Annotated in this window: 19 protein-coding genes; 11 read left to right on the top strand and 8 right to left on the bottom strand. The window is 68.1% G+C overall.

All coding sequences use genetic code 11. From position 1 onward, the window contains the following. Positions 1 to 69 precede the first annotated feature (69 nt). The 5 genes from IMZ29_RS11555 (at position 70) to IMZ29_RS11575 (ending at position 5932) form a co-directional block, all read left to right on the top strand. On the top strand, positions 70 to 1284 hold the full coding sequence (locus IMZ29_RS11555; RefSeq protein WP_216183876.1) for a CaiB/BaiF CoA transferase family protein: 1215 nt from the start codon (positions 70 to 72) through the stop codon (positions 1282 to 1284). Positions 1285 to 1454: 170 nt separating this feature from the next. Beyond that, positions 1455 to 2222, top strand: a complete 768-nt coding sequence (locus IMZ29_RS11560; protein ID WP_216183878.1) for an enoyl-CoA hydratase/isomerase family protein — start codon at positions 1455 to 1457, stop codon at positions 2220 to 2222. A 24-nt stretch (positions 2223 to 2246) separates the two neighbouring features. Next, complete coding sequence (locus tag IMZ29_RS11565) at positions 2247 to 4049, top strand: acyclic terpene utilization AtuA family protein (RefSeq protein WP_216183880.1); 1803 nt, start codon at positions 2247 to 2249, stop codon at positions 4047 to 4049. Continuing rightward, the gene (locus IMZ29_RS11570; protein ID WP_216183882.1) at positions 4046 to 4843 is read left to right on the top strand and encodes a GntR family transcriptional regulator; all 798 of its coding nucleotides are present in this window, start codon (positions 4046 to 4048) and stop codon (positions 4841 to 4843) included. The genes IMZ29_RS11565 and IMZ29_RS11570 overlap by 4 nt, the downstream gene beginning before the upstream one ends. A gap of 72 nt (positions 4844 to 4915) precedes the next feature. Next, a complete protein-coding gene (locus IMZ29_RS11575; protein WP_216183884.1) occupies positions 4916 to 5932 on the top strand; it encodes a Bug family tripartite tricarboxylate transporter substrate binding protein in 1017 nt (338 codons plus the stop codon). Between the two features lie 12 nt (positions 5933 to 5944). On the opposite strand, the gene IMZ29_RS11580 is transcribed toward IMZ29_RS11575, so the two are convergent. From IMZ29_RS11580 to IMZ29_RS11600, 5 genes are all read right to left on the bottom strand, one after another. After that, entirely contained in the window at positions 5945 to 7105 is a 1161-nt protein-coding gene (locus IMZ29_RS11580; RefSeq protein ID WP_216183886.1) for a pyridoxal phosphate-dependent aminotransferase, read from the bottom strand. 62 nt (positions 7106 to 7167) lie between these two features. Further along, positions 7168 to 9246: a UvrD-helicase domain-containing protein gene (locus tag IMZ29_RS11585; protein ID WP_216183888.1), complete on the bottom strand. Its 2079-nt coding sequence runs from the start codon at positions 9244 to 9246 to the stop codon at positions 7168 to 7170. Continuing rightward, positions 9246 to 11318: a primosomal protein N' gene (locus tag IMZ29_RS11590; RefSeq protein ID WP_216183890.1), complete on the bottom strand. Its 2073-nt coding sequence runs from the start codon at positions 11316 to 11318 to the stop codon at positions 9246 to 9248. Before IMZ29_RS11590 ends, IMZ29_RS11585 begins: the two co-directional genes overlap by 1 nt. Positions 11319 to 11616: 298 nt before the next feature. Beyond that, a complete protein-coding gene (gene hemE, locus IMZ29_RS11595) occupies positions 11617 to 12696 on the bottom strand; it encodes a uroporphyrinogen decarboxylase (RefSeq protein WP_216183892.1) in 1080 nt (359 codons plus the stop codon). Between the two features lie 33 nt (positions 12697 to 12729). Beyond that, on the bottom strand, positions 12730 to 13503 hold the full coding sequence (locus tag IMZ29_RS11600; RefSeq protein WP_216183894.1) for a hypothetical protein: 774 nt from the start codon (positions 13501 to 13503) through the stop codon (positions 12730 to 12732). A 181-nt stretch (positions 13504 to 13684) separates the two neighbouring features. On the opposite strand from IMZ29_RS11600, the gene IMZ29_RS11605 reads away from it, so the two are divergent. The 6 genes from IMZ29_RS11605 to IMZ29_RS11630 are packed head-to-tail and all read left to right on the top strand — an operon-like array spanning position 13685 to position 19506. Next, positions 13685 to 14566: a decaprenyl-phosphate phosphoribosyltransferase gene (locus IMZ29_RS11605; protein WP_216183895.1), complete on the top strand. Its 882-nt coding sequence runs from the start codon at positions 13685 to 13687 to the stop codon at positions 14564 to 14566. Positions 14567 to 14610: 44 nt separating this feature from the next. Continuing rightward, on the top strand, positions 14611 to 15030 hold the full coding sequence (locus IMZ29_RS11610; RefSeq protein ID WP_216183897.1) for a divergent PAP2 family protein: 420 nt from the start codon (positions 14611 to 14613) through the stop codon (positions 15028 to 15030). Further along, positions 15027 to 15470, top strand: coding sequence for a GtrA family protein (locus tag IMZ29_RS11615; protein ID WP_216183899.1), 444 nt, complete (start codon positions 15027 to 15029; stop codon positions 15468 to 15470). The genes IMZ29_RS11610 and IMZ29_RS11615 overlap by 4 nt, the downstream gene beginning before the upstream one ends. Then, positions 15464 to 16765, top strand: a complete 1302-nt coding sequence (locus tag IMZ29_RS11620; protein WP_216183900.1) for an FAD-binding oxidoreductase — start codon at positions 15464 to 15466, stop codon at positions 16763 to 16765. The genes IMZ29_RS11615 and IMZ29_RS11620 overlap by 7 nt, the downstream gene beginning before the upstream one ends. Positions 16766 to 16797: 32 nt before the next feature. Continuing rightward, a complete protein-coding gene (locus IMZ29_RS11625) occupies positions 16798 to 18741 on the top strand; it encodes a hypothetical protein (RefSeq protein WP_216183902.1) in 1944 nt (647 codons plus the stop codon). A gap of 27 nt (positions 18742 to 18768) precedes the next feature. Further along, positions 18769 to 19506: an SDR family oxidoreductase gene (locus IMZ29_RS11630; protein ID WP_216183904.1), complete on the top strand. Its 738-nt coding sequence runs from the start codon at positions 18769 to 18771 to the stop codon at positions 19504 to 19506. 44 nt (positions 19507 to 19550) lie between these two features. Here the strand turns inward: IMZ29_RS11630 and IMZ29_RS11635 are convergent, their stop codons facing one another. The 3 genes from IMZ29_RS11635 to IMZ29_RS11645 all read right to left on the bottom strand — a co-directional run bounded on the left by IMZ29_RS11635 (position 19551) and on the right by IMZ29_RS11645 (position 25177). Then, a complete protein-coding gene (locus IMZ29_RS11635) occupies positions 19551 to 21899 on the bottom strand; it encodes an FdhF/YdeP family oxidoreductase (RefSeq protein WP_216183906.1) in 2349 nt (782 codons plus the stop codon). Between the two features lie 66 nt (positions 21900 to 21965). Next, positions 21966 to 24053: an alpha/beta hydrolase domain-containing protein gene (locus IMZ29_RS11640; RefSeq protein ID WP_216183908.1), complete on the bottom strand. Its 2088-nt coding sequence runs from the start codon at positions 24051 to 24053 to the stop codon at positions 21966 to 21968. A gap of 155 nt (positions 24054 to 24208) precedes the next feature. Further along, on the bottom strand, positions 24209 to 25177 hold the full coding sequence (locus tag IMZ29_RS11645; protein WP_216183910.1) for a Bug family tripartite tricarboxylate transporter substrate binding protein: 969 nt from the start codon (positions 25175 to 25177) through the stop codon (positions 24209 to 24211). Positions 25178 to 25203 lie beyond the last annotated feature (26 nt).

A 25203-nucleotide genomic window follows, 5' to 3' on the forward strand; every position in this document is an offset into this window, starting at 1 on the left:
GGGAAAGTCCGGATGCGTCCGTCGCAAATAAACCTAACAATAGGTTTATAGATTCAATGCGAGGTGCTCATGGCTGGCGCACTGGACGGTGTACGCGTGGTGGACATCACCAACGTCTTCATGGGGCCATCGGCCACCCAGATGCTGGCGGACCTCGGCGCGGATGTCATCAAGGTCGAATCGCCGGACGGCGACGTCGTGCGCAGCATCGGCCCGCAAGGCGAGCAGAAGATGGGGCCGCTGTACCTGGGCCTGAATCGCAACAAGCGCAGCGTGGTGCTCGACCTGAAGCAGGCGGCCGGACGCGAAGCGCTGCTGCGGCTGGCCGAGACGGCCGACGTGCTCACCTACAACGTGCGGCCTGCGGCCATGCAGCGCCTGCGTTTGGCCTACGAGGACCTCGTCGCCGTCAATCCGCGCCTGATCTATGTCGGCATGTTCGGTTTCTCGCAGCGGGGTCGCTACGCGCCGCAGGCCGCGTTCGACGATCTCATCCAGGCGGCATGCGCCCTGCCGCAGGCTGTCGCCCTGGGCAGTGGCGACATCCCGCGTTACCTGCCCATCACCATCGCGGATCGCAGCGTGGGCCTCTACGCCTTCGGCGTGATCTGCGCGGCCCTGTATGCCCGCGAACGCACGGGCCAAGGCCAACGTGTGGACGTCCCCATGTTCGAGACCCTGTTGCCGAGCATTCTGGGCGATCATTTGTACGGTCAAACTTTCGTGCCGCCACAGGGCGACTTCGGTTACCCACGCCTGCTGTCTGCCGAGCGCCGGCCCTACCAGACCCGCGACGGCTACGTCTGCTGTCTGATCTACACCGATGCGCACTGGAAGACCTTCCTGCGGGTGATCGGTAAGCCTGAGCTCTTCGACACCGATCCGCGCTTTGCCAGCATCACGACACGCACGGCGCACATCACCGAGCTCTACGGCATGGTGGCCGACGAACTGCGCCAGCGCACGACAGCGCAATGGCAGGCCTTGCTGCGCGAGGCAGACATTCCCGTGTTCCCCATGCATACCTTCGACAGTCTGCTCGAGGATCCGCATCTGGCAGACATTGGCTTCTTCTCGGAGCAGGCCCATCCCGCAGTGGGCACCATCCGAAGCATGGCCGTACCCAGCGAATGGCATGGCACGCCGCCCGCGCCGCCGACGCCAGCCCCACAACTGGGCGAGCACAGCCGCGAGGTGCTGGCCGAAGCGGGCTACGACCCCGCGGCCATCGACGCCTTGTTCGCCAGCGGTGCTTCGGCCTGCCCTGCACGCAGACGTGCGTGAGCGCGTCGTGGTGTGGATCCATCGCTATCCAGCACACTGCCCGCCATGCTGGAATACGAGGCAGCAGCGCAGGGCGTGGCGTTCGCAAGCGAGGAGCACCGGGAGGCGGTGCGCCGCTTTGCCGCACGTCGCGCAGCCGCTGCCGCCCCCTCTCAACCGGAGACTTCTACATGAGCCAAGAACTGCTGACCGACGTTCGCGACAACCTGATGTGGGTGACGATCAACCGCCCGGAGCGGCGCAATGCCGTGAGCCCGGACGTGTTGCAAGGCATCTCGCGCGCCATTGATCAAGCCAACGCCGATCGCAGCGTGCGCGCCATCATCCTCACGGGGACGGGTGACGCGGCATTCTGCGCCGGCGCGGATCTGCAGACGGGCAAGTCCTTCGTCTTCGACTACTCGGAACCGCGCTCGGGCTTCGCCAATCTCTTTCGCAAGGCGCGTCAGAGCACCGTGCCGCTGATCGCGCGCGTGAACGGTGCCTGCATGGCGGGCGGCATGGGCATCATGTCCATGTGCGATCTGGCCGTGAGCGCCGCGCACGCCCGCTTCGGCCTGCCGGAAGTCAAGGTGGGCGTCTTCCCGGCTCAGGTGCTCACGGTGCTCCAGCACCTCATCGGCCGGCGCAAGCTCACCGAGCTCTGCATCACGGGCGAGCCCATCGATGCGCGCGAAGCCCTGCAGATCGGGCTCGTGAACGCTGTCCACGAGGACGTCGACCAGGCGCTGGACGCCCTGGTGGCGCGCCTCCTGGACAAGTCGCCGGCCGCGATCCGACGGGGCCTCTATCTCATGAAGACCATTGATGAGATGGCGTTCGAGGAATCGATGGCGTTCACGGAAAGCCAGATCGCGTTGTTCGCCCTTACCGAAGACGCCAAGGAAGGCCAACTGGCCTTTCGCGAGAAGCGCAAACCGGTGTGGACCGGTCGCTGAGACCCTCCAGGGAGCCCCACCATCATGGCCGCAACCTCCATCCGCATCGGCGGCGCCTCAGGGTTCTGGGGAGACAGCAGCGTCGGCGCGCCGCAACTGGTGCGCGAAGGTCGGATCGACTTTCTCGTCTTCGATTATCTGGCCGAACTCACCATGTCGCTGCTCGCCGGCGCGCGTCGGCGCAATCCGGCGTTGGGCTACGCCACGGATTTCGTGGATGTCGCCATGCGCAGCGTGCTGTCCGAGGTAGCCGCCCAGGGCATCCGTGTCATCAGCAACGCGGGTGGCGTGAACCCGCAAGCGTGTGCCCAGGCCTTGCGTGCGCTGGCCGACGAAGCCGGGATCAGCCTGCGCATCGCGGTGGTGGAAGGCGATGATGTGCTCGCGGCGTTGCCCGCCCTGCGCGACGAGGGCGTGCGCAACGTGCAGACCGGGGGCGATCTGCCGGCCGACGTGCTCACTGCCAACGCCTATCTGGGCGCGTTGCCGATCCGCGCTGCGCTCGATGCCGGGGCCCAGGTGGTCATCACAGGGCGCTGCGTGGACAGCGCCGTGACGCTGGGCGCGTTGATGCATGCCTTCGACTGGACGGCCACAGACTACGACCGTCTGGCGCAGGGCAGCCTTGCCGGCCACATCCTCGAGTGCGGGTGCCAAGCCACGGGCGGACTCTTCACCGACTGGCGCAGCGTGCCCGGCTGGGACAACATCGGGTATCCGATCGTCGAGTGCACCGCGGACGGCAGTTTCGTCGTCACCAAGCCCGAGGGCACGGGCGGGCTCGTGAGCCCGGCCACGGTGGGCGAACAGATCCTCTATGAGATCGGGGATCCGGCGCGCTATCTTCTGCCGGACGTGATCTGCGACTTCACGGACGTGACCCTGACCCAGGCTGGGCAGGATCAGGTCCGCGTGAGCGGTGCGCGTGGCCTGGCGCCCACGGCGAGCTACAAGGTCAGTGCCACGTATCTGGACGGCTTTCGCGCCAATGCACGCCTGTCCATCGTCGGCATGGAGGCCGCCGACAAGGCGCGGCGCACGGCCGACGCCATCCTCGCCCGCGTCCGGCGGCTCTTTGCCGAACAGGGCTTCGAGGACTTCACCGATACGCACGTCGAGATCCTCGGCACCGAGGCCGCCTACGGGCCTCACGCCACGCCCTGCGCGCTGCGCGACGCCACGCTGCACCTGGCGGTGACGCACCCGCAGAAGGCCGCGCTTGCCTGCTTCTCGCGCGAGATCGCACCCGCCGGCACGTCCTGGGCGCCCGGCACGACCGGCGTGGGTGGCCGCCCGCAGGTGTCGCCCTCGATCCGCCAGGCGGCCTTCCTGATCGACAAGGCGCGCGTCCATCCGCACGTGCACCTGGACGGCGTCGCCGTGCCCATGCCTGCCGAAGCCATGCACACCCCCGCCAGCGCCCAGGTGACAGGCCCCTCGGGGGCGGACACGCCGGCCGCGGACATTGCCGCGCGCCTGGACGACGCGGCCGGCCTGGTCGAGGTGCCCCTCATCCGCATCGCGCACGGGCGCAGTGGGGACAAGGGCGACATCTCCAATGTCGGCCTGATCGCCCGCACCCCGGCGCTGCTGCCGTGGCTGCGGGCGCAGGCCACGCCGCCAGCGGTGGGCGAGTGGCTTGCCCATCTCGTCCAGGGGCCCATCACCCGCTACGATCTGCCGGGCCTGCACGCCATCAATCTCGTCTGCGAGCGTGCCCTGGGCGGCGGCGGCATGGCCTCGCTGCGCAACGATCCTCTCGGCAAAGGCATGGCGCAAGTCGTCCTCGCAATGCCCGTGCGCGTGCCGGCGGCGCTGCTGCCATGACAGCGGCCGATACGACCAGCCTCATCCCGCCCGGCGCGCCGGGCGTGGCAAGGTATCACCAGCTCGCCGGGCTGCTGCGCCACCAGATCACCACCGGCACGTGGCCGCCGGGACATCGCCTGCCGACCGTGGAGCGCCTGGCCGACGAACTCGGCGTGGCCCGGATCACCGTTCGCCAGGCCTACGCGCAACTCGCGCAGGAAGACCTCATCACCTCCGAGCGGGGCCGTGGAACGTACGTCACCGACAGCCCCGTCGGCCCGAGCCCCGGCCTGCATGCGGCCATCAACGACCCGATCCAGCACCCCGAGGGGCTGGAGATCCGGCTGATTGCGCTCACGCGCGATCAACACCTGCCGGCCGAACTCCGGGTGGGGGAGGTCGTGCCTCAGGAGCCGTATGTGCGGCTGGACAAGATCCATCGGCACGCGGACGAGCCGTTCTGCCTGATCCAGCTCTTCATCGCGCAGACGGAATTCGACCGGTTTCCCGCGGGTGCGGAGCGCACCGCCAAGGTGGCCCGGCTGCTGCGCGAGCACACGCAGGTGCCGCTCGGCCAGCTGCATCAGACGATGACGGTGGCGCCCGCCGACGCCACGCAGGCCAAGGCCCTCGAATACGTGTTTGCCGGACCGATCGCGCGCGTGGTGCGCCGCATGACCGACACGGACGGCCGCGTCGTCTATGCGGGCGTCTTCTCGTATCGGGGTGACCGCTTCATCCTGGACGTGACCCTGCCCGCCGATCTCATGTACCGCTACCCGTTCGCCGTCGTTCCCGCGGCAAGGCCGTAGCGCTCACCGCCCATAGCTTCCCGCAGCACCCATGCCGCCCCGAACACGGGCAACCTTCAGGAGACTGTCGTGATGCGCGCCCCTACCCTGTCACGGTCCCATGCCGGCCTGCGCCGGCGCATGGGCGCGGCCCTTGCCAGCGCTCTGGCTGCTGCCCTGCTCGGCCTTCCAGACGTCACCTTGGCGGCCGACGCCTACCCCAGCCACCCCATCCGCGTCATCGTGCCCTTCGCGGCGGGCAGCGGCACGGACAACGGCGTCAGAATGTCCACACAATACGTGGCACAGAAACAAGGCTGGAACCTGATCGTCGACAATCGTCCGGGCGGCAATGGCATCATCGGCGTGCAGGAATTCCTGCATGGGTCGCCGGACGGCTATACCCTCATTTCCACGGGCAACACCACGCATGCGGGCAATCCGGTGCTCTTCAAGCAGCTGCCCTATGACCCGATCCGCGATTTCACGCCGATCCACCGCAGCCTGGTGGCTCCGCTCGCGCTCTTCGTGGCGCCCAAGCACAACATCCAGGACGTGCAGGGGCTCATCGCCTACATCCGCAGCCAGCCGCCCAACACCGTGACTTACGCCGCCGGCAGCGCCTCGCACCGCGCCACGGCCGAGCTCTTCAACCAGCGCGCGGGCCTGAAAACCACGCATGTGCCCTACAAGAGCAGCCCACAGGCCCTCACCGATCTCATCGGCGGGCACGTGGACTTCATGTTCGTGGATACGGGTGCGGTGCTCGGACAGATCCAGGGCGGCACCCTCAAGCCGCTGGCGGTCACGTCGGCGCAGCGCGTGGAGGTGCTGCCGCAAGTGCCCACCATGATCGAATCGGGACTGCCCGATTTCGTGATGACGGGCTGGAGCGTGCTCTTTGCCCCACGCGGCACGCCTGAACCCGTGGTGCAACGCCTGCGCGAAGCCTTTCGCGACTACTCGCACTCGGAGACCGGCACCAAGTACCGTCGGGATCTGGGCGCCTTCTACGAGGACCAGACCCCTGAGCAGCTGCAGGCCTTCATCCAGCGCGAGCTCAAGCTCTACCAGGACATCTACAGCAAAGCCGGTATCCAGCCCGAGTGAGCCTCCAAGGGATCAACGCCCGAAGAATTGCCCCATGCGCGCCACGGCCTCCTGCAGCCGCTCGAGGCTGTTGGCATACGAGAAGCGCAGGTAACGCTCGGGCGCGGCATGGCCGAAGTCCATGCCGGGCACCGCGCACACGCCAGCCTGCTCCAGCAGGCGATACGCGAGCTTGTTGCTATCCGGCGCATGCTGGCTCACGTCGGCGTAGATGTAGAAGGCGCCATCGGGTTTGACGGGCACATGCAGGCCCAGCCGCTCGAACTCGGGCAAGAGGTAGTCGCGCCGTGCGCGAAAGGCCTCGCGGCGCGCTTCGAACTCGGCCTGGGCTTCGGGCGTGAAGCAGGCGAGCGCCGCATGCTGGGCGATGGCAGACGGGCAGATGACCAGATTCTGCGCGAGCTTCTCGAACGCCGACACCAGCGCCGGCGGCACCACCAGCCAGCCCAGACGCCAGCCCGTCATGTGGAAGTACTTGGAGAAGCTGTTGACGAGGATGACGTCCTCGCCGAGCGCGGCGGCCGAGCGGCGCGGGCTGTCGTAGGACAGCCCGAGATAGATCTCGTCGACGATGGCAAAACCGTCACGCCGGCGCACCTCGCGCACCAGATCGGCCAGGGCCTCGGGCGCGATGGAGGTGCCTGTGGGGTTGCTCGGCGAGGCCACGATGACACCGGCCGTGCGCGCGCTCCAGTGTTCACACACCTGCTCGGCGGTCAGCTGAAAGCGGTCTTCGGGCGAGGTGGGCACCAGGGTGGCCATGCCGCCGGCAGCCGTCACGAAATGCCGATTGCAGGGGTAAGCCGGGTCTGCCATCAGCACTTCCGCACCCGGGTCCAGCAAGGCGGTGCAGGCAAGCTGCAAGGCACCAGAGGCCCCTGCAGTGACGATGATGCGCGCCGGATCCACCGCGACGCCGAATCGTTGCGACTGGAAGGCCGCGATGGCCTCGCGCAGCATCGGAATGCCCACGGCCGGCGTATAGCGCGACTTGCCGGCGCGCAACGCGGCTTCGGCCGCGGCCTGCACCGGCGCGATGGCGGTGAAGTCAGGCTCGCCGATGCTCATGTGCACGATGTCCTGGCCCTGGGCCTCCAGCGCGGCAGCACGCTTGACCAGCTCCATCACGTAGAACGGCGAGATGCGGTCGAGTTTGGCGGCAAGGCGGGGCATGGCGGGACACGGTCGGAGAAGCGATCCGGCCAGTGTAGCGTGCCGCTACGGAGCCTCCCGGCTCAGGCCGCAGGGCGCGTCAGCAAGGCCTTCAACGCGCCCAGCCGCTCCTTGGGGCTCATCCCCGCATTCGCATCCGGCACCGCGCCAGCATCCAGCCCCATCTCCTTGATGAAGCGCGAGGGCTCGCGCACCACGTCCTCGCGTGCGCGCCGCCGGCGCTTGCACCACGACAGGTGCAGGCTGCGCTGCGCGCGGGTGATGCCCACGTACATGAGCCGGCGCTCTTCCTGGATGCGCGTGGCGAGCGATTCGGCCGCGCGTTCCGGGTCGCCCTCCTCGTCGTCCTTGCCCTGGTGCGGCAGCAAGCCTTCCTCCACACCGGCCAGGTAGACGTGGGGATATTCCAGGCCCTTGGACGCATGCAGGGTGGAGAGCTTCACCGCATCGGGCTCTTCGTCCTCGCCGCGCTCGAGCATGGTGATGAGCGCCACGTGCTGCACCAGCGCCATCAACGTCATGCCGTCCTCGTCGGCCTTGCGCTTCAACCAGTCCATGAGATCGATCACGTTCTGCCAGCGCGCCTGCGCCGCCCGCTCGTCGAAGGTGTCGTACAGATAGCGCTCGTAGTTGATGGCCTTGATGAGGTCGTCCAGGATCTCGCCCGCGGGCTCGTTGCTCGCGGCTTCCTGGGCATCGGCGGTACCTCGGCCGGCGCGCCACTGCATGCGCTGGATGAAGTTGGCGAACTCGCGCAGAAACCGCAGGTTGCGCTCGGGCAGGGCCTGCTCCATGCCCTGCTCGAACACGGCGGCGTAGAGCGACACGTGCCGGTTGCCGGCATACGTGCCCAGGGCGTGCAGCGTGCCCTGGCCGATGCCGCGCTTGGGTGTGGTTGCCGCGCGGATGAAGGCCGGATCATCGTCATCGTTGGCGATGAGGCGCAGGTACGCGAGGATGTCGCGCACCTCGGCCTTGTCGAAGAAGCTTTGCCCGCCCGAGATCGTGTACGGGATCTTGAGCGTGCGCAGCGCCTGCTCCAGCACACGCGACTGGTGATTGCTGCGATACAGGATGGCGAAGTCGCGCCAGTTGCAGCGGCGCTCGAAGCGCGCGGCCGAGATCCGCATGCCGATGTTCTCGGCCTCCGCCTCGTCGCTGTCCTGGGCCAGCACGGCAATCGGTTCGCCCACACCCAGGTCCGACCACAGCTTCTTGTCGAAGAGCTTGGGATTGTTCGAGATGACGTTGTTGGCCGCCTCGAGGATGCGCTGCACCGAGCGGTAATTCTGCTCGAGCTTGATGACCTTCAGACTGGGGTAATCGGTGGTGAGCTTGGCGAGGTTCTCCACCGTCGCGCCGCGCCACGCATAAATGGCCTGGTCGTCGTCGCCCACCGCCGTGAACATCGCGCGCGGCCCCGTGAGCAGGCGCACCAGGCGGTACTGGCACACGTTGGTGTCCTGGTACTCGTCCACGAGCAGATAGCGCACGCGCGATTGCCAGCGCTCGCGCGCCTCGGCGTTGTCCTCCAGAAGCCGCGCCGGCAGGCGGATGAGATCGTCGAAATCCACTGCCTGGTAGGCGATCAGCGTGTCCCGATAGCTGCGATACACGCGCGCGGCGTCGCGCTCGGCAGCGCTGGCGGCGATGCGTTCGGCTTCCTCCGGTTCGATGAGACCGTTCTTCCAGAGCGAGATCGTGCTTTGCACGCTGCGCAGCAAGGCCTTGTCGGTGGTGGCGAGCAGATCCTGGATGATCGCCAGGGCATCGTCGGCATCCAGAATGGAGAACTGGGGCTTGAGCCCGACGTGGCGCGCTTCCTCGCGCAAGAGGCGCACGCCCAGCGAGTGGAAGGTGCTGATCGTGAGTGCCTTGCCGGATTTGCCGGGCAGCACGCCCTGCACCCGGTGCTGCATTTCGCTCGCGGCCTTGTTGGTGAAGGTGAGCGCCACGATGTTGCGCGCAGCGTAACCACACTCGCGCACCAGATAGGCGATCTTCTGGGTGATGACGCGCGTCTTGCCGCTGCCGGCGCCAGCCAGCACCAGGCACGGGCCGTCCAGGTAGAGCACGGCGTCGCGCTGGGCGGCATTGAGCCCGGCCGTGAGCGAGCCATCGGGAGCGAAGGGGGCGGACATCAGATTTCCAGGGGATCGACTTCGAGCTGCCAGCGCACGCCGCGTGCGGCGGGCAGCTCGGCAATGCGCGCGAGCCAGGTGCGCAGAAAGGCCTGCAGGGCGGGCCGGCTGCCGCTTTCGACGAGGAGCTGGGCGCGCTCGACGTTGTTCACGCGCACCACGCGCAGCGGGACCGGATCGTAGAGAGTAACCGCCGCGTCGGGCGGTGAACAAGCCTCGCCGATGTCGCGCGCGGCGCCGAGGAACCCGACCGTGGCGGCCAGATCGCCCGCCTCGGCGGTAAGCAGCGCCTGGTGCGCGAAGGGCGGCAACCCGGCCGAGCGGCGCTCCGCGAGGCCGTGCGCGGCGAACCCGGCGTAGTCGTGCCGCACCAGCGCCTGGTAGACCGCCTGCTCCGGGTAGCCCGTCTGAATGATGACTTCGCTGCCGCCCGTGTGGCGCCCGGCCCGTCCTGCCACTTGCATCAGTTGCGCGAAAAGGCGCTCGGGCGCACGGAAATCCTGCGAGAAGAGCATGGCATCGGCGTTCAGCACGCCCACGAGGCCCAGATTGCGAAAATCGTGCCCCTTGGCCACCATCTGCGTACCGATGAGGATGTCCACCTCGCCCGCATGCACCTGGGCAAAGAGCCGCTCGGCGCTACCCTTCAGACGCGTGCTGTCGGCATCGATGCGCGCCACACGCGCCTCCGGGAAGCGTTCCGCGAGCACTTCCTCCACCCGCTGGGTGCCGCGGCCCATGGGCTGCAGATCCTGATTGCCGCAATCGGGGCAGGAACGCGGCACGCGCTCGTGGGCGCCGCAGTGGTGGCAGCGCAGCACAGAGCCCACGCGCGCGCGGTGCAGCACCAGGTAGGCCGAGCAGTGCTGGCACCCGCTGACCCACCCGCATGCCGTGCAATTCAGCACCGGGGCATAGCCCCGGCGATTCAGGAACACCAGCACCTGCTGCCGCTGGGCGAGACGGGCCTCGATGGCATCGAGCAGGGCCGGCGCCATCCCTTCCTGCAGTCTGACGTTACGGGTGTCGAGCAGGCGCATGTCGGGCGGGGTCGCCGCCACCGCGCGTGCCGGCAGGGCGAGCCGCAGGTAGTGGCCGCGCTCGGCGTTGTGCCAGGTCTCCAGCGACGGCGTGGCCGAGCCCAGCACCACCGGCACCCCGATGTCGCGCGCGCGCCACACGGCCAGGTCGCGGGCCGAATAGCGCAGGCCTTCCTGCTGCTTGTAGGAGGTGTCGTGCTCTTCGTCGACGACGATGAGGCCGAGCTCGGGCACCGGGGTGAGGAGCGACAGCCGGGTGCCGAGAACGACGCGGGCCTCGCCACGCACCACCGCGAGCCAAGCCGCCAGGCGTTCGCCCTCGGCCAGCCCGCTGTGCAGCACCGCCACGCCGTGAGGCCCGGCGATGGCCTGCAACCGCCCCACCAGCGCCTGCTGCAGCTGCGGCGTCAGGTTGATCTCGGGCACGAGCAGTAGCGCCTGCCGGCCGCGGGCCAGCGCCTGGGCCACGGCGTGCAGGTAGACCTCGGTCTTGCCGCTGCCCGTGACGCCGTGGAGCAGGATGGCCGCGAATCCGGTCTGGGCACCGATGGCCGCCACGGCGGCCTGCTGGGCCGGATTGAGCACGGGGGCGTCGGCCGCCTGGCTGGGCGGCCCGTCGGTGGCAGCCTCGGCCGCCTTGCGTCGGCGCCGGGCAAGTCGGTCCACCGGCCCACCCGCAGAGCGCTTGCCCAGATAGGCCGACGGCTTGCGCAGCGGACCGGGCAACGCCGGAAGCATGACTTCCCCCAGGGGCCGGTGATAGTAGGACGCGGCGAAGGTGGCCAGTCGCAGCCAGTCCGGCGGCAGAGGCGGGACGTCCTCCAGAACCTGGACGATGTCGCGGACCAGGCTCTCATCGATGCCAGGCTCTGCCACGGTGCCGGTGACCATGCCCACGAGTTGACGCCGGCCGAACGGCACGATCACGCGCAGGCCTGCAGCGACGGGCGCGGGGGCCCGGTAGGCGAACGGCCCGGCCAGCGGAACGTCCAGCGCAACGTGAATCCAGCAGGGAACGTCGGCAGCTGACATGCGGACTTAAAGTGATTTCTGGATTGCGCGGCTAACTGTCATGAACGTTCCTGCGATTTCCCCATGATTCCTCACAGCCTGTGGATAACTTTGGGGAAAAGGCGCGGGAATCGTGCGAAAAGGGTCATAGCACATTTACCCGCCCCGTTGGAAGCCTCTATGACCGTGAAAAAATACCCATAAAATTCAATGGGTTAATACGTAACATCGTTTTCTCCGCCACGACCCTAGGGAGAACCCCTATACCACATTCTGCTGTGCACAATTCCGTGCATAGGGTGCGCCGCGGAACGTGGCGCTACGTGCGATGCAATAGTGCGCTGTGACTGTGCACAGCCTCGACGAGCGCGGAGACGGACTCCGGCGGGGTGAATTGCGAGATGCCATGGCCCAGATTGAAGACGTGCCCGTACCCGGCGGTAACCGGCCCGAAGCGGTCGAGTACCCGACGGGCGAGCTCGGCCACCTGCTCAGGTTGGGCGAACAACATCATGGGATCGAGGTTGCCCTGCAGAGCCACACGCTGGCCGACCTGCGCGCGCGCGCGGGCCAGATCCACCGTCCAGTCGACGCCCACCGCATCGCTGCCGGCATCGGCAATCTCGTCCAGCCAGAGCCCGCCGCCCTTGGTGAAGACGATGGACGGCACGCGCCGGCCTTCGTGCTCGCGGGTCAGCCCGGCCAGCACACGGCGCGTGTAGGCCAGTGAGAAGGCCTGGAAATCGCCGTCGGCCAGCACGCCACCCCAGCTGTCGAAGATCATGACCGCCTGGGCGCCGGCGGCGATCTGGGCGTTCAGGTATTGCGTGACGGCGTCCGCGTTCACTTCGAGAATGCGATGCATCAGATCGGGGCGCCGGTACAGGAGCGATTTCACCTGCCGATAATCGCTCGAGCCGCCGCCCTCAACCATGTAACAGGCGAGCGTCCATGGACTGCCCGAGAACCCGATAAGCGGCACCTGCCCATCCAGGGCGCGTCGGATCTCGCTCACGGCATCGAAGACGTAGCGCAGCGAATCCATGTCCGGCACCGCCAAACGCGCCACGGCCGCCTCGTCACGCACGGTGTGGGCAAACTTCGGCCCTTCGCCCGCCTCGAACGACAGACCGAGCCCCATGGCGTCGGGCACGGTGAGGATGTCCGAGAAGAGGATGGCTGCATCCAGCGGGAAGCGCGCGAGCGGCTGCAGCGTGACCTCGGTGGCGTAGGCCGGATTCTTGGCCAGGCCGAGGAACGAGCCGGCGCGCGCACGCGTAGCGTTGTACTCGGGGAGGTAACGGCCGGCCTGGCGCATCAGCCAGATCGGGGTGTATTCGACGGGTTCACGCAAGAGCGCGCGCAGAAAGACGTCGTTGCGCAAGACGGGAGGGGACACGGGGACGGCCTTCGCAAGATAAACCGGTCGATTTTACCGGTTCGCTCCGGCGCCCATGGCGTCGTCCCGATCGGCGCGCCGAAAGTCCGCCGACAGCACGCCGTACTTGCGCATCAACTGCCAGAACGCCCGCCGGTCCTGGTTGCCTGCCCGGGCCGCGTGCGTGACGTTGCCGCGAAAGCGCAGCAACATGCCCGTCACGTAGTCTCGCTCGAAGCGGGCGAGCACGTCGGCCCGGCTCGCGCGGTAGTTGGTGGGCGAATCCGCGGCCTGGGCCAGCGCCCGCACCGCAGGGCCGACATCGATGGCGGCATGGCCAGGCAGCGGGTCGGGCAGGCGTGCGGGCCGTTCAGGGACGATCCCCGGCACCGGTCGCCGGGCGGCCCAGTGGGTGAGCCGGGCCTTGAGCTCCTCCAGGCGCGCCGCGTGCGCAATGAAATCGGTGGCGCCCAGCGCCAGGAGATCGCCGGTCGCGCGGGCGGCCACCTGGCGCACGAGCAGCAGGACGGGTACCGGCAGACTGCCCATGGCGGCCGCGAGTGCCACCCGCGTCCAGGCCAGCGTGTCCGGGGACACCGGCAGCACGCACACGTCGAAGCGGGCGAGCGCGGGCGCCTGTCGCGCCAGCGCTTCGCTCGCGCAGACCGGATAGCGCGTCTGCGGCGCGGTATCGCCGTCCCATCCGCCCTCGGCCAGGCTCAGGCGGTGCAAGTGGATGGCGCCCAGGGCAGGCGCCTGCCAGACCGGCCCGAGCCAGTCCTCCAGGGCGGGGAGCGCCAGCACGGCGCAGTCGATTCGGCGGGTCATTGCGGGGTCTCTGGAATGTCGGAGAGGCGAGTGTGCGCAAGGGCGGCCGTCTCGCCTATCCGTGCCAGACGCAATGGGGCCACCACGGATACGGTCTGCACGTACGTGCGACAAAAGACGTTACGATACCCAGCCAGGCCGGTGCTGCGCCGCCGGCGCCTGTCTTCCTGTCTCTGGCTGCATGTCTGATCCGCCCTCCCCTGCGCCCGCCCCGCTCGCCCGCGTGCCCGCCTTGTTCGCCCTGTTGCGCCCGCGACAGTGGATCAAGAACGGCTTCGTGCTCGCGCCGTTGCTGTTCTCGGGGGAATTCCTGGATCGCTCGGCCATCGGCCCCGCCGTGCTCGCGGCCCTCCTCTTCTGCCTGGGCGCCTCGGCCGTCTACATCGTCAACGACTGGCGCGACATCGCGCGCGATCAGCTTCATCCGACCAAGCGCTTCACCCGCCCGCTCGCCTCCGGCGCCATCACCAAGTCGGCGGCCGGCCTGATCCTGCTGTTCCTCTATGCTTTGCTGACCGCCGCGGCGTGGGTGCTGCCGGGCGTGGTCGCCACCATCGGCGTCTATCTCCTGGTCAATATCGCCTACTCCTTCGGCCTGAAGAACGTCCCTGTCGTCGACATCTTCCTCATCGCGAGCGGCTTCGTGCTGCGTGTGTACGCCGGCGCACTCGCCCTGGCCCTTCCGGTCTCGGAATGGATGTTCGTGACGACGCTGTGCCTCGCCCTCTACCTGGCCGCCGTCAAGCGCCGACAGGAGCTGGCGCGCGCGGGCACCGAAGGGCGCGAAGTGCTCGGCCGCTATTCGATCCGGCTCATCGACCGCTATGCGGAGACAGCGGCCACGGGAACGCTGGTGTTCTACAGTCTCTTCGTGATGGCCTCACGTCCCGAGCTCATCATCACGATTCCGCTGGTGCTTTTCGGACTCTTTCGCTACTGGTACGTGGTGGAGACGCTGGGTGGCGGAGAATCCCCTACCGACGCCCTGCTTGCCGATGTTCCCCTCATCGCCGTCATCGGGCTCTGGGTTGCCGCCTGTCTGTGGGCCCTGTGGCCCGCCTGAGGACTCGCGATGATCCTGCCCGCCCCTCTTCGCTGATGCCCGCCATGGAATTCGCCTACCTCGTCACTCCCTTTGCTGCCTGGCTCACGGCGGGATCGCTGAAGTTCGCCATCAATTCGCTGCGGGCGGGACGCGGCGCGGTCGGGCTGATCGGCTATGGCGGCATGCCCAGCAACCACAGCGCCATCGTCACCAGCATGACGGTATTGATCGCCCTGCGCGAGGGCATCGCCCACCCGGCCTTCGGCGTCGCGCTCACCGTGGCCTTCATCGTGATGATGGACGCGGCCAGCCTGCGCCGGCAGGTCGGCATCCATGCACGTGCCCTGAACCGGCTTGGGTCGCGCCGTCTGGACGGCTCAGCCTTGCGCGAGCGCATCGGCCACAGCCGGGCCGAGATCGCGGGCGGGATCCTCACGGGCGCGGCAGTCGGCCTCGGCATGGGCTGGACGAGCGTGTCATGACCCCTGGCGCCCACCGCCTGCCGTTGGGGCCATGGCAGCTCGCCCTCGCCTACGCGGCGTTCGCGGGGCTGGCCACCCTCGCCAATCTGCTCGCGCAGGAAGGGGTGCTCGCCCTGCTTCGCGGCGCGCTCGCCCTCTACCCGGCCATGGTCGTGGGCACGGGCGTGGGCCTGGTCGTGAAGTACCTTCTGGACAAACGCTACATCTTTGCCTTCTATGCGCGCGATGCCGCCCATGAGCGCGAGACATTCCTGCGGTATGCCGTCACGGGGCTGATCACCACAGTCATCTTCTGGGGCGCGGAGATCGCCTTTCACCTTGCCTTCGGCACCACGCAGGCGCGGCACGCCGGCGCCGTTCTCGGGCTGGCGGTGGGCTACGTCATCAAGTACCGACTGGACAAGCGTCACGTGTTCCGGCGGCCCGCCGTGCCATGCTGAGCCACGGCTGGGGCCGCTGGCCTGTCATCCGGGGCGATCTGCTGCCCGTCACCTCGCCCGCCGCCGCAGCCCGGCTGGTGTCGGCCGGCCCTGCCATTGCGCGCGGCCTGGGTCGCAGCTATGGTGACAGCGCGCTCGCGGCCCACATGCTGGACATGCGTCCCTACGATTGGCTCATCGACTTCGATCCCGACACGGGACGCCTGCAATGCGCAGCGGGCACGACGATGGACGACATCGTGAGCGTGTTCCTGCCACGCGGGTGGTTTCCTGCCATCACGCCTGGCACGCGCTTCGTCACCGTGGGCGGCGCGATCGCGAGCGATGTCCACGGCAAGAATCATCATCATCACGGGTGCTTCAGCACGCACGTGGACAGCATCGACATCATGCTGGGCGACGGCAGCGTGCTGACGTGCTCGCGCGATGCCTATCCCGATCTCTTTCACGCCACCTGCGGGGGCATGGGGCTGACCGGCGTGGTGTTGCGGGCCACCCTGCGGCTGGTGCGCGTGCCCGGCAGCCACATCGCGCAAACGACGCGCAAGGCACGCAATCTGGCCCATGCCCTGGAGATCTTCCAGGCCGTGCGCGGCGCCACGTACAGCGTGGCGTGGCTGGATTGCCTGGCCCGGGGCGAGCTTCTGGGCCGGGCGCTCGTCACCACGGGCGAACACGTGGCTGGGCCACGCATGGCCGTCCCGCCGCGCGCGCTGCCGGTGCCGTTCGATCTGCCCGGCGTCGTCCTCAACCGGCACACGGTGGGCGCCTTCAATCGCCTCTACTACGCGCGCGAGCGCAGCGCGCGCGCCGAACGCACGGTGGGCTATGCGCCCTTCTTCTACCCGCTGGACGGCCTGCGTGACTGGAACCGGCTCTACGGCCGGGCTGGCTTCACGCAATACCAGTGCGTCATCCCGCACGAGGGGGCGATGGCAGGGCTCACCGCCGTGCTCGAACGCATCGCCGACAGCGGCAAGGGCTCGTTCCTGGCCGTGCTCAAGGAACTGGGCGCAGCCAATGCCAACCCCCTGTCCTTTCCCCTCGCGGGGTACACACTGGCCCTGGATTTCCGCATCGAGCCCGATCTGGCGCCCCTGCTGGAGGCCCTGGACGCCATCGTGCTGGCCCACGGCGGGCGGGTGTACCTCGCCAAGGACGCGCGCATGTCGGCCGACACCTTCCGGCGCGGCTACCCGGCCTGGGAGCGGTTCCAGGCCGTGCGCGAGCGCTACGGTGCGCACGGCCGTTTCGCGTCTGTGCAATCCCACCGCCTCGGGCTGGAAGCCTGGTGAGCGGTGCCTCGTCGCTTGACAGGTCAGGCAGGATGACATCGCTGCCGCGCCCTCTCCTCGGTCTGATCGCGATCTACCTCGTGCTCTCGGCACTCACGCTGGGCGTCTGGGAGCAGCGCCAGACGTATCGCGTCAACGGTGATGAACCCTGGTACCTGCTGATCGCCAGCGGCATCACCCGGTTCGGCACGCTCGAGCAGAGCCTGCCGCACGACACGGAGGTGGCCGAGCGCCGCATGGCGCGCGCCATTCCGGCCTATGATGCGGCCAACCCGGGTTTCACGCACATGGTCGCAGGCCCGAACGGGCGCTACAGCGTGCACAACCTGGGCCTGCCCGTGCTCATTGCGCCGGGCTTCGCGCTCGCCGGCGTGCTGGGCGCGCGGCTCACCCTGATCCTGGTCGGCGTGTGGGTGCTCGTGAGCGTGTGGCGCGTCGCGGGGCTTGCCGCGCCATCGACGGTCATGCGCACCTGGGCCACGGCCGGCACTGCCCTCGCCCTGCCCTTGCTGGGCGGCGCCGGCCAGATCTATCCGGACATCGTCGCGGGCGCCATCTGCCTGCATCTCCTGGCAACGCTGCTGTGCCGCGCGCCTGCCACCGCCGCGAGCTGGACGAGCGGACTGCTGCTCGCGGCGCTGCCCTGGCTGCAGATCCGCTATGCCGCGCCCACCCTGGTGCTGGCCATCGCGCTGCTCTGGGGCCTGCGCGCCGTGTCGCGCCAGGCGCGCTGGGCCGCCGCGGGGCGTCTGCTGCTGCCCGGCGTCGTGGCGGCCGCCCTGCTGGGTGCCTATCACCTATGGGCCTTCGGCCAGCTCGCCGGGCCCTACAGCGACGGTGCCCTGCGCCCGGGACTCACCGCCCTGCTCGTGCTGCTGGGGCTGCATGTGGACCAGAACCAGGGCCTGCTCGTGCAGAACCCGATGCTCTGGCTCGGCGTGGCCGGCATGGGTGCGCTGATCGTGCGTCATCCGCGCGTCGGCATCGCCACGCTCGGCGTCTATCTCGTCACCCTCGTGCCCAATGCCCTGCATCCGAACTGGTATGGTGGCTGGTCATTCTCCGGCCGATTCGGCTGGACAGCCGCCCTGGTGCTGGCCGTGCCCGCCGTGATCGCGTTCGGTCGCATCGCCACCGCCCGGCCACGCTGGGCGCTCGGGATCGCGCTTGCAGCCCTTGCCTGGCAAGGCGCTGCCTACGTGGGCTACACGTTCACCCTGGGCGCCGACGCCTGGTACAACCGCGCCGTCGGCTATCTCCCCACGCCCGGCCTCGCGGCCTATGGCCTCTTCGGCGGCAAGCTCTGGCCCTGGCTGCCGACCGTGTACGGCGGCGCCGATGACACCACCTGGCATTGGGCCCTCTGGCACCGGCCGAACATCGCCTGCATGGTGGTGCTCGCGGGGATGCTGGGGGTTGGATTCTGGCGTGCGCGAGCACCGGATGCGCGCTTCACGCGCGCCGTGCTGACCGTGGCCATCGCGGGCGTCGTGCTCATCGTGCTGGCGGGTACGCGAGGCCCCCGGCCCGTGCCCCTGCCGACGGGCCACGAACAGGGTCAACGCTGGATGCCGTGCACGGATGAACACACGGCGCAGCCTGTCTGCGTTGGCCGCTTGCGCGGTACCACCGGGCAACCTGAAGACGGCATGCGGATCGCCCGGGCCGGTCGCGACGCCCCCGGACTGCTCGTGTTTGGTGCCTTGCAGTGGCTCGAGCGTGGCAGTTACCGGCTGAAGATTACCTATGCCAGTCCGGCAGACGAGGGTGTCGAGGCAGGCCTCGCCGAGTTCACACCTATCGAATCGGGTGCGCCTGCTGCACGATTGGCGCTGCCGGGCACGGCAGGTGCGACCCGCACGGCCGCTGTCGCGTTCCACGTACGGGACGCGATGCGCACCTACGAAACCGTGGTGAGCTGGCGTGGCACCGATGATCTCGTCCTGCGCGCGATCCAGGTGCAGCCTACGCCCTGAGCCGGCTTGCTGGACTACACTCGACCCATGAAGAAAATCATCATCTTCGGCGCAACGTCGGCCATCGCCCAGGCAACGGCAAGACGATATGCGCAGCGCGGCGCACGCTTTTATCTGCTCGCTCGCGATCCGGACAAGCTCGCCTTGCTGGCGGCCGATTTGCGTGCGCGCGGTGCACAGGCCACACATACCGCGGTCTTCGAGGCCAACGACATCGAAGCACAGACCGGGGTCATCGACACCGCGATCGATACTCTCGACGGCTTTGACATTGCACTTATCGCGTATGGCACGCTGGGCGATCAGCGGCAATGCGAAACCAGCGTGGCGCTCACGCTGCAAGAGCTCGGCACCAACGCCTTCAGCCCTATCGCCCTGCTCACCCGGCTCGCGAATTACTGCGAGATTCAGCGCTACGGCACGCTTGCCGTGATCGGCTCGGTGGCGGGCGATCGGGGTCGCCAATCGAACTATGTCTATGGCACGGCCAAGGGCGCGCTGGCGATCTTCCTCCAGGGGCTGCGCAATCGCCTGGCCCATAGCGGCGTGCATGTGCTCACCATCAAGCCCGGCTTCATCGACACGCCGATGACGGCAGATTTCCCCAAAGGCAAGCTCTGGCGTTCACCCGAGACGGCGGCAAAGGGCATCGAGCGGGCGATCACCGCCCGGCGCAACGTGGTCTACGTCCCCGGCTGGTGGCAGGTCATCATGGGCGTCATCCAGAGCATTCCCGAGGCGATCTTCAAGCATCTCAGGCTGTAGCCACCGCCCCCGGCGCACCGCATGGCGCCCGGGGGGGTCGCGCTTCAGATCCTCGCCGAGCGCACGTGCACGTCGCCACCCCGGCTCACAGCGGCATCGCGAGGTGCGCCGTCGCGTTTCAGGCGTACGGGGATGGCCTTGGCCGCCGGCACATGGCTGTCCTTGGCCACGTGCCACAGCGGCAGCAAGGCATTGCACTCGGGATAGTAGGCCGCGCAGTTGCCATCGGGGATGTCGTAGGCCGTGACGCGCATGCCGTGCACCTCGCGCACCACACCGTCGTCCACCGCCGTCGACAACGTCACCTCCTCGCCTTCGCGCAGGTCGAGACGATCGATGTCGTTGCGGCTCATGAGCACCACGTGGCGCGTGCCCTGGATGCCGCGGAAGCGGTCATCGTAGCCATACACCGTGGTGTTGAACTGATCGTTGCTGCGCAAAGTCATGAGCCGCAGCACGTCATGCGGCACGGGCTCGACGTCCTTGTCCGACTCCAGGCTCGAGGGCGTCATGAAGTTCGCCTTGCCGTTCTTCGTCTGCCAGCGCCGCTCGCGGGCCGCATTCGGACGCGGAAAGCCGCCCGGCGTGTCCATGCGAGCGTCGAAGTCGTGAAAGGTCTCCGGCCAGGTTTCAGCCATCGCTTGGCGCACCGTGGCGTAATCGGCCATCCAGGTGTCCCAGGGCACCTGCCCGACGTCCGGCACGGTGGCCTTGGCCAGGCGGCCCACGATGACCGGCTCGGACAGCAGATGATCGCTGGCCGGGCTGTGCGTCCCTCGTGATCCGTGGATCATCGCCGTGCTGTCTTCCATCGTGACCACCTGTTCGCTGCCATCCACATGGCGCTCGGTGCGCCCCAGACAGGGCAGCAGATAGGCGACTTCGCCGTGGATCAGGTGACTGCGATTGAGCTTGGTGGCGATCTGCACCGTCAGACGCAGGCGTTGCCAGGCCGGTTCGATCCGTGAGGTATCGGGCACGGCGCGCACGAAATTCCCGCCCAGGCCGAGAAAGGCCTTCACCCGCCCGTTGATCACGCCCTCGCACACCTTGACCGTCGTCATGCCCTCGTGCCGCGGCGGTTCGAACGCAAATTGCTGGGCCAGCTTGTCCAGGGGCACCAGTTCCGGCTTCTCGCTGATGCCCACCGTACGCTGGCCCTGCACGTTGGAATGCCCCCGAACCGGGCACACACCCGCGCCCGGGCGGCCGATGTTGCCGCGCAGCAGCAGCAGATTGGTGACCATGTGCACATTCTCCACGCCGGCCTCATGCTGGGTGAGCCCCATGCCATAGATGCCGAGCGTGGCCCTGGATTGCACGTACACCTGGGCGGCGGCCTCCATGGCGCCACGCGTGATGCCCGAGCGACGCTCCAGGGCCTCCCAGTCTGCCGCGCGTGCGCTGTCGGCAAATGCCTCGAACCCGCTGGTGTGCTCCGCGATGAAGGCCGCGTCCACCACCCGTGGCGTGCCCTGCGCGATCGCGGCATCGTCCAGCGCGATCACGGCCTTGCAGATGCCCTGGATCGCCGCGATGTCGCCACCGATGTTGACCTGGTGATATTGGCTCGCGATGCGCGTGGATCGGGGCGAGAGCATCTCGCTCGGCGACTGTGGATTCTTGAAGGCTTCCAGTCCGCGCTCGCGCAGCGGATTGAACACCACGATGGGCACGCCGCGCTCACTGGCGGCCTGCAGGTCATGCAGCATGCGCGGGCTGTTGGTGGCCACATTCTGTCCGAAGAAGAAGATGGCCTCGGCCAGCGCGAAGTCGTCCAGGCGCACCGTGCCGACCGGCACGCCGATCGTCTGCGGCAACGCCACCGAGGTGCTTTCATGACACATGTTGGAGCTGTCGGGCAGATTGTTCGTCCCGTACAGGCGCGCAAAGAGCTGGTACATGTAGGACGTCTCGAGCGAAGCTCGTCCCGATGCGTAGAAGACGACGGCGTCGGGATCCGGCCGCAAGGTCTTGAGCTCCTGTCCGATGTGCGCGAAGGCTTCGTCCCAGCTCACGGGCACATAGCGGTCGCTCGCGGCGTCCCAGCGCAAGGGGTGGGTCAACCGGCCCGCGTTCTCCAGATCGAAGTCGCTCCAGGTGAGCAGTTCGCTCACGGGGTGGCGCGCAAAGAAGTCTGGCTCGGCTTTCAGCGGCGTGGCTTCCCACGCCGTGGCCTTGGCGCCGTTCTCACAGAATTCGAAGGGATGCGAGTCCTTGGGCTTGGCCCAGGCGCAGCTCACACAGGCAAAGCCGCCGGTCTTGTTCTGCTTGGCGAGCAGCGGCAGCGCACCCGCTGCACGCTGCCGCGTGAGGATGTTGACAACCGAGTAGGCAGAGCCCCATCCGCCTGCGGGGCCCTCGTAGGGTTCGAAATTCTCCTTGTGCGTCATGCCAGCCTCCGGTCGCCGTTCGCGCAAACCCGGCGGGCCCGCACGAATCATGCCGGTGGCGGGCCGTCAGCGCAGGACGTTCGCCGCTCGTGCCTCGGCGACGCGACGCTCGCCATCGGCGGGGAGCAACAGGCGACGGGCCACGAGATCGTCGACGGCGCGCTGGACGGCCGCTACATAACCCGCATGATCGCCGTAGCGCTCCTCGAGCGAAGGTCGGCTGTCGCCTGCGGCCAGGCGCGCGGCCCGGGTCGTGTGAAAGGGCAGGAAGCTCCCCGACAACCCAAGCAGATCCTCCCAGGGACGACCGACCACTTCGTTGTAGCCCAGGCTCGTGCCCGTGGGAACGGCCGCACCGACATCTCGAATGCCCGCAATGTCCAGCCCATCAGCATCGAGCTGCGGGACAAGGATGGCGTAGTGCTGGCCGGTCTGGCGCGGCGGCAGCTGGGTCGCGATGCCGGACTCGTCCGCATGGCGATACTGGGGGCCGTAATCGAGCCGTTCGAAGTCGTTGTGCAACCCGCGATAGACGACATCCGGGATCTGCCGGCCGTCGGACCAGCGCAGGCCGCGGATCTGCGGCATCTGCAGGTCTGCCGGGCGCACCAGGCTGCCGTCCGCCAGGCGCGGCACCGCATTGGCCGGCGGGGCGACATCACGCACCACCCAATCCTCCAGGGCCACCCACAGCGCCCGGAAGGTGTCGCCAAAGCGGGCCTCGGTGCCGGTCGGGTACCGCCCCTGGGCGGGATTGAACGCCACATTGCCATCACCGTGCTGCGTGCTGGCGTAGTAGTAGATGCGCGCGGTGTCAGGCTGCACGAGATCGGCCAAGCCCTCGGCATCGGTCAGCACCGGCGAGCCCTGCAACACCCAGAATTCGGTGCCGCTCAGGCCCAGGAAGAATCGCGGGCACGTTGACGTCTGGGTGCAGCGGGCGAGAATGCCGCCCGTGCGGCCCGAGATGCTGTCGTGATAATCCGTCGCCAGGCCTCGCGGTGCCGACTGGCCAAAGGCGGTGTGATCCGTGCGCAGCCCGCCCCCGCCGCCGGGTACGGCAAAGCGCGCGTTCACCTGCGTCTGACGTGCAGCCACGTGGGCGAAGATGCCGTCGAACACCCGCCGGCCTTCCAGATCCTGGTTGAAGCCCAGGTGCAGGAAAGTCTTCATGAAATTCCCGCTCTGCGACGTGCCCTGGCCCAGCGCGTGGCGGATGTGGCCCGCCAGCGGGTTGGGCGTGCCGTCCGCATCCCGGCTCGCGTGCCGGAAGAAGGCCACGGTGTCGCGCAAGGCCGCCAGGCCAACACCCATCACCTTCGGGTCGCGCGCCTCGTAGACCAGCTCATAGAGTCCATCCGGATCGAAGCCGCCCGACAGACAGACCCGTGTCGGGTCCGGCGTGCCCGGAAACGGCGTAGCCGCGTCGCAACGCGCGAAGGCCCACTGACTGGCCGGGATGGGCTCGCGGGCGTCGGTCTCGCGCACGCGCCGCGTAAGGCTGTAGCCGGGGCGGGTGTTGTCCAGGCTCACCGGCGCATACGGAATCATGCTGCCGTTGAAGACGCCGCCAGGCAACGGCAGATCCGCGCTGCGCGTCTGGGGCACCAGTTCGGCGCGATAGGGCCCGGTCACGGGATCGCCATTGGCCTGGCGCGCCACGGGCACGTCCAGCGTCAGCCGGGCCGGCGAACTCTTCGGCACGTCGCCCTGCCAGGCGCTGAAAAGCACGCTGTAGCCGCGCTCGAGCAGCATGCGATCCGGCAGGCCACCCGACAATGTCAGCAGATTTCCGCGATTGGGCGCGTCGTAGCGCAGCACGCCGTTGCCAGCTGCCGCATTGGCCGGTGTGAAGAGGACGAACTCGGTCGTGTACTCCACCATGCCGCGCGCGTTTCGCGGCTGGGCCAGATCGAGATCCGTGATGATCGCGTTGGCCGGGGCCGCGGGATCCACCTCGCCCGTCAATCGGCCGTCGATGCGTTGATAGGCCCCAGCTGTGCCCCAGGATCCTGCCACCGGGCTCACCTGGGTCACGGTCAGGTGCATGCGCGGGCCACTCACCTGCGGTGGCGGTGGCGCCGTGTCATCACTGCCCCCGCACCCTGCCAGCCAGGCGAACGCCACCAGCGGCACGAATCGGCCGAATCCCATGTCTGTCTCCTCGGAAAGGCCGGACAGGTGATCCGCCCGGCTGATCGGCAATGCGTGTCGCCGATTCGAATGGCCTGCCGCAGCCCGCCCTCATGGCGAGGCACGGACCGCGGTCAGGCAATGGTCACGTCACGGGCGCGTGCCCGCCCGCACGGTCACTCAGGCTGGATGCCCGCTTCCTGGATGATCTTGCCCCACTTGGCGGATTCGGCCGCCTGGAACTCGGCGAGCTCCTTGGGTGAATTCGTGAAGGGCGTCGTGCCCGTCTGGCTGTAGAAGCTCTGGGCAGCCTTGGCCTTGGTCGCGGCCACGAAGGTGTCGTGCAGGTAGGTCACGACGGGCTGCGGCGTGCCCTTGGGCGCGTAGGCCGCGAACCAGTAACCCATCTCGTAGCCCGGTACCCCGGCTTCATCGATGGTGGGCACCTCCGGCACCAGCACCGAACGCGTCTTGCTCGTCACGCCCAGCGCGCGCACGCGACCACCCTGGATCTGCGGCAGGCCCGTGGCCGAGTCCGTGATCATCATGGAGATCTGGTTGCCCACGAGATCGGTCAGCGCCGGCGGGTTGCTCTTGTATGGCACGTGCAGAATGTCCACGCCGGCCATCTGCTTGAAGAGTTCGCCCGCAATGCGGCTGGACGAGCTGCCACTGCCGAAGCTCAGCTTGCCCGGTTGTTCCTTGGCAAGGGCGATGAGCTCGCCGACCGACTTGACGGGGGATTGCGTGTTGACGACGAGGATCTGGCCCCCCTGGCCCAGCGCGGTGATCGGCTCGTAATCCTTGACCGGATCGTAGGGCAACTGCTTGTAGAGATGCTCGTTGGCGGCGTGCGTGGTGTTGGTGGTGATGAGGACGGTGTAGCCATCGGGCGCTGCACGAGCCACGTCCTGGGCGCCGATCATCGCACTCGCGCCAGGCTTGTTGGTCACCAGCACGGTCTGCCCGGTGCTCTCGGTGATGCTCTGGCCCAGGGCCCGTGCGAGCTGGTCCGTGGCGCTGCCCGCGGCGAAAGGCACCACGAGCGTCATGGGACGGCTGGTATCGATCGGTGCAGCGGCGTGGCCGGGCGCGGCGATCACGAGGGCCAGGACGGACAGTCCGGACGGGATGGTGCGTTTCATGGTGTCTCCTTGTCGTATGGTGTCTT

It is taken from the genome of Verticiella alkaliphila (assembly GCF_018904615.1).
GTDB classification, from domain to species: Bacteria; Pseudomonadota; Gammaproteobacteria; order Burkholderiales; family Burkholderiaceae_B; genus Verticiella; species Verticiella alkaliphila.

What these genes read in the sequence shown, in the direction of transcription:
- IMZ29_RS11635 (WP_216183906.1), bottom strand. Translation starts at nt 21,899, where the DNA reads ATGACGCACAAGGAGAATTTCGAACCCTACGAGGGCCCCGCAGGCGGA.
- IMZ29_RS11560 (WP_216183878.1), top strand. Translation starts at nt 1,455, where the DNA reads ATGAGCCAAGAACTGCTGACCGACGTTCGCGACAACCTGATGTGGGTG.
- IMZ29_RS11625 (WP_216183902.1), top strand. Translation starts at nt 16,798, where the DNA reads ATGACATCGCTGCCGCGCCCTCTCCTCGGTCTGATCGCGATCTACCTC.
- IMZ29_RS11555 (WP_216183876.1), top strand. Translation starts at nt 70, where the DNA reads ATGGCTGGCGCACTGGACGGTGTACGCGTGGTGGACATCACCAACGTC.
- IMZ29_RS11620 (WP_216183900.1), top strand. Translation starts at nt 15,464, where the DNA reads ATGCTGAGCCACGGCTGGGGCCGCTGGCCTGTCATCCGGGGCGATCTG.
- IMZ29_RS11590 (WP_216183890.1), bottom strand. Translation starts at nt 11,318, where the DNA reads ATGTCAGCTGCCGACGTTCCCTGCTGGATTCACGTTGCGCTGGACGTT.
- IMZ29_RS11605 (WP_216183895.1), top strand. Translation starts at nt 13,685, where the DNA reads ATGTCTGATCCGCCCTCCCCTGCGCCCGCCCCGCTCGCCCGCGTGCCC.
- IMZ29_RS11585 (WP_216183888.1), bottom strand. Translation starts at nt 9,246, where the DNA reads ATGTCCGCCCCCTTCGCTCCCGATGGCTCGCTCACGGCCGGGCTCAAT.
- IMZ29_RS11600 (WP_216183894.1), bottom strand. Translation starts at nt 13,503, where the DNA reads ATGACCCGCCGAATCGACTGCGCCGTGCTGGCGCTCCCCGCCCTGGAG.
- IMZ29_RS11640 (WP_216183908.1), bottom strand. Translation starts at nt 24,053, where the DNA reads ATGGGATTCGGCCGATTCGTGCCGCTGGTGGCGTTCGCCTGGCTGGCA.
- IMZ29_RS11610 (WP_216183897.1), top strand. Translation starts at nt 14,611, where the DNA reads ATGGAATTCGCCTACCTCGTCACTCCCTTTGCTGCCTGGCTCACGGCG.
- IMZ29_RS11615 (WP_216183899.1), top strand. Translation starts at nt 15,027, where the DNA reads ATGACCCCTGGCGCCCACCGCCTGCCGTTGGGGCCATGGCAGCTCGCC.
- IMZ29_RS11575 (WP_216183884.1), top strand. Translation starts at nt 4,916, where the DNA reads ATGCGCGCCCCTACCCTGTCACGGTCCCATGCCGGCCTGCGCCGGCGC.
- IMZ29_RS11580 (WP_216183886.1), bottom strand. Translation starts at nt 7,105, where the DNA reads ATGCCCCGCCTTGCCGCCAAACTCGACCGCATCTCGCCGTTCTACGTG.
- IMZ29_RS11570 (WP_216183882.1), top strand. Translation starts at nt 4,046, where the DNA reads ATGACAGCGGCCGATACGACCAGCCTCATCCCGCCCGGCGCGCCGGGC.
- IMZ29_RS11565 (WP_216183880.1), top strand. Translation starts at nt 2,247, where the DNA reads ATGGCCGCAACCTCCATCCGCATCGGCGGCGCCTCAGGGTTCTGGGGA.
- IMZ29_RS11630 (WP_216183904.1), top strand. Translation starts at nt 18,769, where the DNA reads ATGAAGAAAATCATCATCTTCGGCGCAACGTCGGCCATCGCCCAGGCA.
- IMZ29_RS11645 (WP_216183910.1), bottom strand. Translation starts at nt 25,177, where the DNA reads ATGAAACGCACCATCCCGTCCGGACTGTCCGTCCTGGCCCTCGTGATC.